Here is a 12,755-nt window from a genome sequence, read left to right as displayed (position 1 = left end):
ATGAAAAAATATAAATACCATATAAGCCTGTTTACGTTGCTGCTGGTGATGAGCGCCTGCAACAAACAACTGGATCTGAAGCCGGAAGGCACCATGGTAGAATCGGAGTTGCTGAAAAATGAACAAACCACGGAAAGCTACCTGGCAGGCACTTACCTAAGCATGATGGATGCGGTAGCAAGTGATAATTACCTGTTGGGAGATGTTACCGGAGGCATCGCTGATACTTATGATAAGGATCTCATCAAGGGCAATATAGATCCGCGGGATGATCAATATGCCGCACTCTGGTCCAAGCCTTACGCAACAATTAACCAATGCAACGTGATCATTTCCCAGTTGCCTAAATACGCGCAGTTCGACAAAACCAAACAGGCCGTATTCATTGGAGAGGCGAGGTTTATCCGTGCTTACTGCTACCTTGCGCTGCTGCGTCTCTATGGCGATGGTGCATTGCAGGGGAAACCAGGTAACATGGGGGTACCCTTGAGATTGGGTGCCTTTGATGGATATGATGGCTCACAGGATGTACCACGGTCCACCAACGGTGAAGTGTACACGCAAATACTTAAAGATCTGGATGCTGCCATTCCTGATTTGCCGGTAACGCGTGGTGATGCACTCAGTCAGGGTAGCAGGGCCACCAGAGGTGCGGCTAACGGACTGGCGGCAAGAGTATGCCTATATAGCCAGGCGTACGATAAAGCGGTCGTATATGCACAGGCTGCCATGACTGGCAACGTGTATCACCTGCAGCCTACTTTCTGGGACCTGTGGCCGGATAATTATGCCGCCAGCAAAGGAAGCTATCCGCTGAGTAATGAGATATTATTTGCCTTGCCGGAAAGCTTCAACAAAACGTCCAGGTATAATGATAACAACGGTATCTATTACGTATATGGCTTTAGTAATCCACTGCCTGCTTTTCTGAATACCTATACAGCAGGTGATGAACGCAGGGATAGCCTGATGTTATCGCATGATCCGGTGATGCGTAAATTCACTGACCAGAACATCCGCGATAACGTGGTTTTGATCCGTTTACCAGAGGTAATGCTTACGCTCGCAGAAGCGCTGACGCAAACAAAGGGTATTAACAACACCGCCATTGATTTGCTGAACCAGGTAAACGCCCGCGCCTATACGAAAAATGGAGCGCCACATGTGTATACAGCGGCAGACTTTACCACACCGGCAGCACTGATCACCAGGATACTGCAGGAACGTAAATGGGAACTGGCTTTTGAAGGATTTGCCCGCTTCGATGCTATCCGCAGCAATACAGCACCAAATCCTGAACTGCCGCCCACCCGCTACGCATTGCCAATACCACAACACGAAATAGATATTACCAAAGGCCTGATCAAACAAAATACAGGCTATTAATCATCATATCGGAAACTCAAATAAAAGCAAATGAAAAAAATCATCGCCGTCATTTCAGGAACTATGATCTGTATCGGTAGCTATGCTCAAACCCAGCAGCAGATTGTACTGCAGGGCACGATTACAGGTGACCTGAAGGGACACAATAAAATGTATATCTACTCGCGGACCTATCATGATTCTGCTGTTATAGATAATGGGCGCTATACCCTTCATATTCCTTTCACAGAACCGGTGTATCTCATGCTGGTGCCGGAATATGTGCTGGCAGAGCGACAGATGTATTCTCCCTTCGGGATCCTGATGGACAAACCGGTTACCTATACCGTTACCACCGATGTGGCAAAAGGGATGAGCGCTTCTGTTGTAAAAGGCTCCGAGGCGGTAGAAGTATTACAGGCATATGGCAAACAAAAATCCGCTGCGTGGAATAGCATCACGGGGGAATTGAAAAAAGAATATGGTAAACCCTGGATGGAGGAAACAGATCCACGCTATGCCGCATTTGAAACAAAACAAAAGTCCCTGCAGCAGAAATACCTGGTCCCTTTACTGCAGAAGCTGGTAAAGGATCATCCTAACTCCTATGCGGCGGTATTTAGTTTAGGGGAGGCACGGGAGATGATGAGTTCGGAGCAACAGGAACGACTATACGCTGGTTTATCTCCCAATATGCAAAAAACAAAAGAAGCAAAAGAGTTCCAGCAGTTTACACAGGGGATAAAAAATTCTGCCGTGGGCAGGCAGGTACAGAACTTTACACTGCCCGATGAAAAAGATCAGTCGCTGGCCTTCAGCCAGTTCAAAGGAAGATATGTGCTGATTGACTTCTGGGCCAGCTGGTGCAGTCCCTGCCGGCAGTCGTTTCCACATATGCGGGAAGTGTACCAGCAGTATAAGGATCAGCCCTTCGATATCTACAGCATTTCCATCGACAAAAGCAAATCCGACTGGCTGAAAGCAGTGGCGCAGGAAAATAATCCATGGAAGCAGGCATTGGATAATATCAACATTGCAGGTAGTGGCTTCGCGATCACAGGAGTACCCACTACCTACCTGATCAGCCCTGAAGGCACTATCCTGATGAAGGAAGTAGGCTTTAATCCGGACGGCAGCGGCGAAATAGAAAAGAAGCTGGCAGCACTCTTTGGAGGCAAAGTAAAAACCGCTGAAAAGCCGGCAAAAGAAGAGGGCAAGGTGATAGAAGCTATGCCGATGGTACCCATACAATAATTCATCCTTTTAAAATATACACTTTCAAATGAATAAGTACCAAAACAACATCACTGGTATGCTGTTGCTGGTGGCGGGGATTACCTCCTCCGCCTCCGCACAGCAGGCAAAGAAGTTCATTACAGTGAGCGGTAAAATCAAGTTCCCGCCTTCGGCAGAACAACAACAGAAATTCCCCTTTCGTGTGCAGAAACAGGTGGGGGATGACCGCGTAACTTTAGATACGATCCACCTGAAGGCAGATGGTACGTATAGTGTTAAAATTGACGCCACCCGTCCACAATTCTATATCCTCAACGAGTTTGAGGAAGACCGACTCACCATCTGGGCAGGTAAAGACAACCTGAAAATTGATTTCCGGGGAGAAGACACGGCGGTGATGAAAATAAAGAATCCGCCTTACGTGTTTATTGAAGGCAGCAAGGAAAATGACCTGATCAATGAAGTGAATTTTATCAATCACCGCAACTATCAGAACATGATTGAAGTTGGACAGTTGCAATACAAAGCTTCCCTGGCAAAAGATACTGCGCTGGAACGGGCGCTGGGTGAGCAGTTCAACTGGTTATTTAACGATATGGGGGAACGTATTAAACTGCTGGTGAAAATGAATCAGCATACGCCGGTATTGATGTATGCGCTCGATTTCCTGCATCCCATCAAGGATAAAGCACTGATCCTGGCAGAAATAAACCGCTTGTCAAAAGAGTATCCGTGGCTGGCAGAGGCAAAGCAGAAGAAAACAGATATGGCCAATGCAGAAGCTATTGCCAGGAAAACCGGCATAGGTGCTACTGCTATGGACTTTACTCAAAACAACACTGCCGGTAAAGCAGTCAAACTATCTGATTATCGCGGCAAATATGTGTTGCTGGACTTCTGGGCCAGCTGGTGTGGTCCTTGCCGTGCAGAGAATCCCAATGTGCTGGACAACTACGAAAAGTACCACAGCAAAGGGTTGGAGATCCTCGGTGTATCTTTGGATGATAAAAAAGATGCCTGGCTGAAAGCCATTAAGGACGATGGCCTGGAATGGGCACATGTAAGTGATCTCAAAGGCTGGAAAAATGATGTGGCGAAAGAATATAATATTCGCGCCGTTCCCAGCAATTTTTTAATTGATAAAGAAGGGAAAATTGTAGCCGTAGACCTGCGTGGCGAAGAACTAAGCCAGAAGCTGCAGGAAATTTTTGGTAAATAGATTGGATCACCTGTAATTAACTATGTTATGAAAAAAATATGGACACTGTTGTTAATCTGTTGTAGCACCGCTGCTATGGCTCAAATGCAACCGGCTAAGAAAATCATTCCTGATTATACGCACGAAACATTCATAAAAGGATCGCCTGTAAAAATATGGCGTGTTATCCGTAACCTGCCGCAGGTAAAGGATTATTCGAATGGTACTATCAAGGACGTACAGATTGTTACAGAAAATGAAACACGCTACCGCGATATCACGTTTACGGATAATCGTAAACGCCGCGATATCATTGACCAGGTGCATGAATCGTATAAGTTTTTTGTTTTCAGTATTGTATCGCCTTTGCCTACCGGCATCACACATGCTACGGTAACAGCCCTCGTGGAATCTTTACCGGATAAGGAAGATACTTCTGTAGTAAGATGGAGTATTATGCTGGAAGGGGATAAGAGCAACCGCAAACCATTGGTGGACACGCTTTCTGCTGAGATAGCCAGCTACGACGCGGGCCTGAAGAAGTTGCTGGAATAGATAAAGACCGCGGATATTGTCTTATTCAGGATGATACTGATTTTGATGATTTATTATTTGATAATTTTCCTGATTTGGAAATTATTATCATCATCAGTATCATCCTGAATAAGACAAAATCCGTGTATCTTTGCGCCTTATAAAAAAAGGCATTATGACCCGGCAGCACAAAGCATTTCTTTTTGACCTGAATGGCACCATGATTAATGATATGGAATATCACCTGGAAGGATGGTATAACATGTTGAATAAGCTGGGCGCCAACCTTCCGCGGGAAATAGTCAGGAGCCATATGTATGGCAAAAATGAAGAACTCCTGGTGCGCGTATTTGGCAAAGACCATTTTACGGCAGAACAAATGCAGGACATCGCCCATGAGAAAGAAGTCCTGTACCAGGAAGCATTTCGTCCTCACCTGGAGCTGATAGCAGGATTGCCTGCTTTCCTTGAAAAGGCCGCCACCGGGCATATTCCCATGGCGATAGGCTCCGCTGCCAATACTTTCAATATCAATTATGTCCTGGACAATCTGGATATCCGCCGCTATCTCAAAGCAGTGGTGAGTGCTGATGATGTTGCTACCAGCAAGCCCAACCCGGAGGTATTCCTCAAATGCGCTACCCTGCTGGGTGTTACACCGGCAGATTGTATTGTGTTTGAAGATGCGCCCAAAGGAGTAGAAGCCGCTTTAAATGCAGGGATGCAGGCAGTAGTGCTAACCACCATGCATACACGGGAAGAGTTTGCACAATACGACAATATCATCGCTTTTGTAGCAGATTACACTGATCCGGTGTTGCAACAACTGTTTGTATAAATAGGGAATATTGCAATATAATTTCCTAATGTCAGCAGGGTACCATAAATTGCCGGGTTATATAAATATATTGCTGGTATGACACGTTATACAGGGCAATCAAGAATGCTGGTAGCAGTTGATTGCATCATTTTCGGTTTTGATGGGGAAGAGTTGAAGCTGTTGCTGATCAAACGCGGATTTGAGCCGCAGAAAAATAAATGGAGCCTGATGGGCGGCTTTGTACAGGGAGATGAGAGTTTTGAAACCGCCGCAGCCCGTGTATTAAACAAACTGACCGGTCTGGAAGGAGTATACATGGAACAGCTGTTTGCCTTTGGTGAACCTGCCCGTGATCCCGTAGAGCGTACCATATCTATTACCTACTTTGCCCTGATAGATATCAACAAATTTAAACTACAGATAAGCGACGAATACCATGCAGAGTGGATTGCGCTGGATAAACTGCCAGACCTCATCTTCGACCATACCGACATGGTGAAAATGGCCCAGGAAAAGCTCCGTTATAAAGCCGCTATACACCCCATCCTATTTGAACTGCTGCCCCTGAAATTTACTATTCCACAGTTACAGCTGCTCTACGAAGCTGTATATGATGTAACATTCGATAAACGTAATTTCAGCCGCAAAGTATTGTCAACCGGACTACTGATCAAGCAGAAAGATAAAGACAGACTAAGCTCCAAACGTGGCGCTTTCTACTTTAAGCTGGACAAACGTAAATACAACGCTAAGTTTAATGCCTTCCTGAATTTCGTAACAGATCCGGGAAATTTGAGATAAGCTTTTAGCCATTAGCTGTTAGCTTTTAGCAAAATGCAGCGGAGAACATAATATTATATGTTTATCTCCGCTGCATTTTGCTAAAAGCTAACAGCTAATGGCTAACCGCTACACCGATCCAGATCTTTCCGCTTACCGGCGTATAATTCAACATCACATTCCCCTGACTTTCCGGCCCCATTTGCGCAGCATCCTGGAACTTGGTGCCTATGGGCGCTATAGCGCTCATAAAGCCGATATCGCCTTCGGGAAATGCCGGATTGGTATTGTTGTTACTGGCTCCTTTGGGTGGCTGTGGACGGAATACCTGGAGAAACGTACCCTCGTTAGCGGTATAAAAGGTCAGGTCAGCTTCCGTGGTATGAAAGGTTGCCCGGTATACATTGGCATGATAGCCCTTAAATTCAGGATACTCCCAGCTTTCACCGGTAACAGTATTGTTATAGGCCTTATACCAGCTGCCAAACTGTTGCCCCTGTAGCCTGTTTTTCCATACCCGGTAAGGCCCATCGCCAATCCAGCTGAGGCCCTGTACCTTTTCTTCCGGATAGCGGAAAGTAATACCGGTAAAGGGCGTTTCCCCTTTTATGCTATAACTGTAGTCCAGTTGTACAGGCAAACCTCCCGGTCTGAAAGTCCATGTGAGCTGAAGGAAGCCACTGCCTTCATACTTTACAGTAAGGCTACCACCACCATGCGCGTTGTCTTCCTGCCAGTTGAATTGCTTCAGCTCCTGCTTCACCCCCGCTAGTACAGGGCCTCCGCCAAGTGAAATCTTTCCTGCAGGCGTGGTGAGTTGCAGCAACTGCCCGGAGCTACGGCTGAAATAATACACCTCATGTACATTGTTAATGATCATGGTATCTCCGCTGTTGGCTACGTTGATGCCCTGTTGAAGAGAAGACACGAAGCTGTTGGGGGCTTTTGCAGGTGATTGCAACGGCCAGCTTCGGGTAATAATTTCCCGGTCATAAGGATCCCAGGCAGTTACATAAAGCACATCCGCCTGCTGCCATCCGGTAGGTAGTGCTAACTGCAGAAAGCCTTTGGTATGAGGCGCCAGGTCAGGTGAGGCAATAATACCTCCGGCAATGGTATCTGCTGTAGTATTTTTTCCGGGAGATGGGAACCGCAGCAGCTGCCATCTGAAGTGGCACTGCGCCAGGGAAGTGTAGTCATAGCGGTTTTCTACCGGTATCCGGCCGTTGAATCTGCCGGATATAACGGGCAGGGATATATGTACAGGCGACCAGGTAGATTTGATCGCATAAAAGCTGCCTTCTTTTTCCCGGTGTGGCCCCACAATGCCGTCTGGCGCATGATTCCCATCTGTATCTATGATGCCGTTCTTGTCGGTACGCACCAGGCCTTCATCAGCGAAGGCCCAGAGGAAGCCGCCTGCACAGCGGGGATGCTGCAACATCCGCTCCCAGAAATCAGGTAAACCGGCACCCATACCACCATCATATAGTCCATGCATGAATTCTGTAGGCATCAGGATATCGGAGTCGTATAGGCTGGAATTAACCAGGTAGTTGAAGTTGGGATAGTGTCTGGTGTCCAAACCATTGTAGCGCTCCCAGGGATGCAGAACAGGCCGTTGTTGGGGATCGTATAAAGCGTAGTCGCCGTCCAGTGCACGGTTAAAGCCACCTTCATTGCCATTGTCCCAGAAAATAACGGAAGGATGATTTACATCTCTTTCCACCAGCTCCCGCACCAGTCTGCGTCCTACCACCGTGTCATAGGCTGCCTGCCAGCCGGTGAGTTCATCCAGGACGAACAGTCCCAGCGAATCACATACTTCGAGGAAATGCTCATCCGGCGGATAATGCGACATCCGCACGGCATTCATATTCATATCCTTCATGAGGTTTACATCCAGTATGCTGATGTCCTTACTCAGTGTACGACCGGATTCAGGCCAGGCACTGTGGCGGTTCACCCCCTTCAGCATGACTTTGGTATCATTTACGTATATGCCATCCCGTTTCCTTATTTCAATGGTACGGAATCCAAACGGCTGCGTTACCTGGTGAATAACACGATCACCGTTTTTAATCTGCACCACCATCCGGTACCGATGCGGGAACTCCGCACTCCAGGTAGCTGGGTGAGCAACAGCCTGTTGCAGCGTATAGGTTTGTTCGTTAGTAGCAGCAATACTCACTGCCTCCTGTACGGCCTTGCCCTCCATCGTAAATACCTGTGCACTGAGTGAATAGCCTTTCGGCAGTTGGCTGGTAAAAGTCTGTACCCAAAAATCACCCTTTGCGGTGGCATTGATAGCGATCCTGTCTATATGAATCAACGGCTTCACTTCCAGGTAAACGGGACGGTAAATGCCTCCAAGTACCCAGAAATCACCATTGCGTTCTGCCCTGTTCACGCCTGCATTGGCCGACATCTTGCTGACCTTTACTTCGAGCAGGTTGCTGCCATTATGTAATAAAGAGCTGATGTCATATTTGAACCGGTAAAAGGCCCCCTGATGTATAGCGCCGGCCAGCCGCCCGTTGACCTTTACTTCGGCATCCGTCATTACACCATCGAAAACAATATTTACCTGCTGTTGCCGCCAGTTGGCTGGTGCGGCAAAACGATAACGGTAAGTGCCCTGTTCATCTGCCTTTACCTTATCATGGCCATAATTATAGCCGCCAAAACCCTGCTGCTCCCAGTTGGAAGGAACCGGGATGCTGGTCCATTTACCACTACGCTGCCCGCCGGAACAATAAAAGTCCCAGTTGATGGTATGGTCTTTATCTGTGCCTGAAAGATAGATACGCTGGGATTCCTGTGCAAACACTGCGTGCAGACATAACATGCCTCCAAGCAGCAACCATATTCTTGCTGACATAACCGGAATTTTAAAATGCTTTTAAAAGTAAAAAAGAAATAGGGGATATTTCTAAAAATAGGATAAATGGAGCGGCGTTAATTGTCAGGCAGACAATATGATATTGCCGGAAAGGACATAAAAAATCCCGGCAGCTTCATGCTACCGGGACTGCTTATAAAGATAGTGGTTATTACAGGTGGAAACATTTCAGCATTTTCGCATGGATCTCGTTATTCTCGTACACGCCACGGAAAAGGTTGGAATTAGGGCCATAGGCAAATACCATCACAGGAATACCGGTATGGTCGTTGGTGGCAAAGTGTCCACGTAAGGTGCCTTTGGCAATATCACCATCCATTAATGCAAGACCACTGGTTTCGTGATCGGCAGTAACGATAACAGTGGTTTGTTTATCCTGGTCAGCAAAGCGCAATGCTTCTCCGATGGCATCATCAAAGTCCAGCATTTCACGTACCAGGTAATCCAGGTCATTGAAGTGACCACCATGATCTATGCGGGAACCTTCTACCATTAAGAAGAAACCTTTGCCCGAAGCATTCAACTGTTGTAATGCCTTCTTCAGCGCTGTTTTCAGGTAATTGCCACGGCCATTGCGCATAGAAGTAACTACTTTATCACTTAGAATAACCAGGGTGCGGTTTTTCGTAGTAGCGTTCCAGTTATCCAGGTTGTCGTATATCTGTATGCCGGAAGCAGCCAACTGGGGTCCGAAATCTTTATTCAGTTCTTCTCTGCCACCGCCTACAGCCAGTTGCAGCTTGCTGCCAAGCAATTGCTTGTTCAGCGTGTAGGTGCTGTCCCTGTCCGGAGTATGACCATAAAAGGAGGCAGGAGTAGCGCCGGTAATTTCTTCCGTTACAATCACACCACTCTGAATGCCTTTAGGGGCCAGTATTTCAGGGAGTACGGGGATGGCTACATAGGTATTGTCCATTCCTATAGCACGGTTATGGGTTTTGGAACCGGTGCCCAGGGCAGAGCCACCAGCAGCGGAATCTGTGTGGTAGTTATCGGTAGACTGAGTTTTGGATAAACCCAGTTGTTTCATCTGGAAAATGTTGAGCGCTCCTTTGTTACCAGTATAACCCGCAAACATTTCTGCCAAACCTGTACCATCGCCTATAAACAGGATCACATTTTTGGAACGCACCTGCGTGGCATCAGATACATAAGTAGGTGTATAGACCGGATGCACCGGCATGTTGGCTGCCGTATTACGGGTAGTATTATGCATAACATCGTACAACTCTTCCGGATGATCGGTACCAATCCAGTCTACGCCCAGGTCCATTAGCTTGTAGTAGGTAGATCTGCTGGAGGGGGCGCCCCAGAAACGGAACGCATATCCGCGTTGATGTACCTGATCTACTACCTCGGTCACTTTTTTCAATTCTGCCGGTACCAGGGTCCCTTTGCCGTTCCAGCTGCTATAGTTATGAAAGTCTACACTCAGCATAGCAATGCGGGGCTGTAACGCCGCCGGATATACGCTGTCGGGTCTGCCATCAAAAAAGAAGATAGGGTCAAACTTAGACCATTCCGTTATTGATGGCAGGTTACCGGATATCACCAGCTTCACAGCGGAGGGGTTGGTGCTTCTGTCGAAATATTGGCGGTAGGGCAGCAGTAAATCCTGCAAAGCCTGCAGGGTGGGAGTGCCTTCCGTTTTAATATCTATCAGCAACTGCATTGGTGTGTTTTCCGCATACGGCTTGCCGTTATACAGGGCAAACTGACGTAGCACCGGCTGCAGGTACATTTCTTTAAAGGTGCGGAAAGACTGTATAGCACTGGCGTCGTGTGCTACATATAAGATACCGTCTCTCAGGTGTACATCTGCCTCAATAGAACCAAATTGTAAAGATGCCGCTGCATAAAAAGGAGTAGCCCGCTCATAGTCGTTATGAGAATGCGCTGCCGCCATGGTATACTGTCTTATTTGTGCATTTGCACTGGCTGCCAGCAACACGCCTGACAAAATGGAAACAAAATTCTTCATTGTATAGTAGTCTGTTGGAAAATGCTGTTTTTTTTCTGGTAAGAAATAAATACCGTTGATTTTAAAGGGGGCAAAGGTAGCTACAATCATACCTTGTATTCCTCCCGGGCATCTTTATCTTTATGTTAATTGTCACAGATGAAAAATCGATTTAGTTATAGCTTCAGAGAGCCAAGATATATTTTTTTGCCGGCAAAAGGAAAGTATTGAATACAGGAGGTGGAAAAGCGGTAAGGAATAGTGAAAATTACAGGTTAAACGTTGTTGACAGGAAACAATCAGAGGGTGGGCCAGTTTTGAACCAGTTCTTTCAGCAGGTTCTGTCCTTCCTGCCATTCGCCCAAACCGGATTCGCTGTTAATATGGCCCTTGGCACCGGTATTGACAAAACGGCTGCCCCAGTGGCTGGCAAAAAAAGCAGCTCTTTCCAGGGAACAGTAAGTATCATTGGTACTGGCCACGATAATACTTTCAAAAGGCAGCTTCACTAAAGGAATAGGCGTAAAGCCCACGGCTGCTGCCGGAAATCCGGGTCGCTCCGCGTCTGCCGGCGCTACCAGTAATGCCCCCGTAATCTTACTTTTACTCTGCCTGGCCCAATGTACCAACGCCATACAGGCGAGACTATGAGCGGCAATAACTACCTGAGGCCCCGCTGCTTTAACAGCTTTCTCTATTTGTGCTACCCAACGTTCGCAAACCGGCGCATCCCAGTCGCTCTGCTCGATTCGCCTTGTTCCGGGTATAGATTGTTCCCATAGGGTTTGCCAGTGTAATGGACCAGAGCTTCCCAGCCCCGGCGCGGTCAGAACTTTAATTTCCATGACATAGTCGCATTGTGTCTTGAAAGATAGGAAAAAGAATGACGAATTACGAATTATGAATTACGGATCACACCTGACGGATTTGTTTGGAGACCAGTGAGGAGGAGTACTCATAAAATAGCCGGAGCTAAAAAGCACCGGCAACAGGTAACAACCAAAACAGCATTGATTAATACTGAGTATCTTAATTATTTATAATTATTAGCATAGATCATCTTTAAAAAAAATGTAAAGAGAGATATCCGCGTTAATCTTCTCACAAATCCGTAATTCGTAATTTTTAATTCGTCATTCAAAAAAATCCCGGCGGGAAACTCCCGCCGGGGGCCATAAGTGGATTTTTAAAATATAAAACCTTTCCGCTTGAACATCCAGATATTACGCCAGCCATCACCTTGCTGCACCAGCGTCATCTCATTTTCATTCAGCTTAATAATATTGTAGGTCACATTGTTTCCCCAACTGATATCTGCACCGTTGATCTTTAATTTTTGTGTCAGGGTATCCAACGCAAAGAAACCATTGGTAGTAACACCTTTATGCGTAATCGTAAAATGTGCATTCCCGTTAAGATCAAACTTCATCTCATCATCAATCACTCCCTGATCTTTCAGTCCAGCCGCACCTACTGTCCACCATCCTGGCTTATCTGCATCGCCGGGACCATTTCCAAAACAATATCCCCCCGGTACATCTACCGCCCATACCCACGTTTTACCTGCCGAACTGTTGGAAAGCAGATCGTATAATTTGCTGGAGAAGAATTTCGGATCATTCTCACTGATCTTCACTTTTACAGAATCCGTTTTCGGACCTCCACTACCATAGGCAGAATACTTAATATAGAAGTCGCCGGCAAAAGGTAATATTACCACGGCCCTGCTTTCTTTGGTTACGCCAAAACCATAATCCCAGAAAGGAATCACGCCCTTTGTCTTGCTTTCTAATGTTACCTGGTTATCATAGCCAGGTGTTTGTGTCACGGAGAAATCCAGCTGTATGCCAGCCGGATCGGCAGGGGTAACGCGGTCTTCATAAGGACTGCAGGCATTGAAAAATACGGCCGTTAATCCCAGTAAAAATATATGCAGACGTTTCATATTCTTAGTTTTTAA

At 46.7% G+C, this 12,755-nt stretch carries 10 protein-coding genes; 6 read left to right on the top strand and 4 right to left on the bottom strand.

Annotated features, from left to right (window positions below):
• The 6 genes from AB4Z08_RS12685 (at position 1) to AB4Z08_RS12660 (ending at position 5,954) form a co-directional block, all read left to right on the top strand.
• Positions 1-1,386 (top strand): RagB/SusD family nutrient uptake outer membrane protein, encoded by a 1,386-nt coding sequence (locus AB4Z08_RS12685; protein ID WP_441574109.1) that lies wholly within the window; start codon positions 1-3, stop codon positions 1,384-1,386.
• Between the two features lie 30 nt (positions 1,387-1,416).
• Positions 1,417-2,619 carry a redoxin domain-containing protein gene (locus AB4Z08_RS12680; RefSeq protein WP_441574108.1) on the top strand — a complete coding sequence of 401 codons (1,203 nt, stop codon included), beginning with the start codon at positions 1,417-1,419 and terminating at the stop codon, positions 2,617-2,619.
• 28 nt (positions 2,620-2,647) lie between these two features.
• Positions 2,648-3,820 (top strand): peroxiredoxin family protein, encoded by a 1,173-nt coding sequence (locus tag AB4Z08_RS12675; RefSeq protein ID WP_441574107.1) that lies wholly within the window; start codon positions 2,648-2,650, stop codon positions 3,818-3,820.
• Between the two features lie 27 nt (positions 3,821-3,847).
• Positions 3,848-4,354, top strand: a complete 507-nt coding sequence (locus AB4Z08_RS12670) for a hypothetical protein (protein ID WP_441574106.1) — start codon at positions 3,848-3,850, stop codon at positions 4,352-4,354.
• Between the two features lie 154 nt (positions 4,355-4,508).
• Entirely contained in the window at positions 4,509-5,171 is a 663-nt protein-coding gene (locus AB4Z08_RS12665) for an HAD family hydrolase (RefSeq protein ID WP_441574105.1), read from the top strand.
• Between the two features lie 78 nt (positions 5,172-5,249).
• A complete protein-coding gene (locus AB4Z08_RS12660) occupies positions 5,250-5,954 on the top strand; it encodes an NUDIX hydrolase (protein WP_441574104.1) in 705 nt (234 codons plus the stop codon).
• A 94-nt stretch (positions 5,955-6,048) separates the two neighbouring features.
• Here the strand turns inward: AB4Z08_RS12660 and AB4Z08_RS12655 are convergent, their stop codons facing one another.
• From AB4Z08_RS12655 to AB4Z08_RS12640, 4 genes are all read right to left on the bottom strand, one after another.
• Positions 6,049-8,814 carry a glycoside hydrolase family 2 TIM barrel-domain containing protein gene (locus AB4Z08_RS12655; RefSeq protein WP_441574103.1) on the bottom strand — a complete coding sequence of 922 codons (2,766 nt, stop codon included), beginning with the start codon at positions 8,812-8,814 and terminating at the stop codon, positions 6,049-6,051.
• Between the two features lie 172 nt (positions 8,815-8,986).
• Complete coding sequence (locus tag AB4Z08_RS12650) at positions 8,987-10,816, bottom strand: alkaline phosphatase (RefSeq protein ID WP_441574102.1); 1,830 nt, start codon at positions 10,814-10,816, stop codon at positions 8,987-8,989.
• 278 nt (positions 10,817-11,094) lie between these two features.
• The gene (locus AB4Z08_RS12645) at positions 11,095-11,640 is read right to left on the bottom strand and encodes an RBBP9/YdeN family alpha/beta hydrolase (RefSeq protein WP_441574101.1); all 546 of its coding nucleotides are present in this window, start codon (positions 11,638-11,640) and stop codon (positions 11,095-11,097) included.
• 341 nt (positions 11,641-11,981) lie between these two features.
• A complete protein-coding gene (locus AB4Z08_RS12640) occupies positions 11,982-12,740 on the bottom strand; it encodes a hypothetical protein (RefSeq protein ID WP_441574100.1) in 759 nt (252 codons plus the stop codon).
• Positions 12,741-12,755: the final 15 nt, after the last annotated feature.

The sequence above is a fragment of the Chitinophaga sp. RAB17 genome, from assembly GCF_052114225.1.
In the GTDB taxonomy this organism is placed as follows: Bacteria; Bacteroidota; Bacteroidia; order Chitinophagales; family Chitinophagaceae; genus Chitinophaga.
Note: the sequence above shows the minus strand (reverse complement) of the source record. Positions and strands in the feature narration are given on the sequence as shown.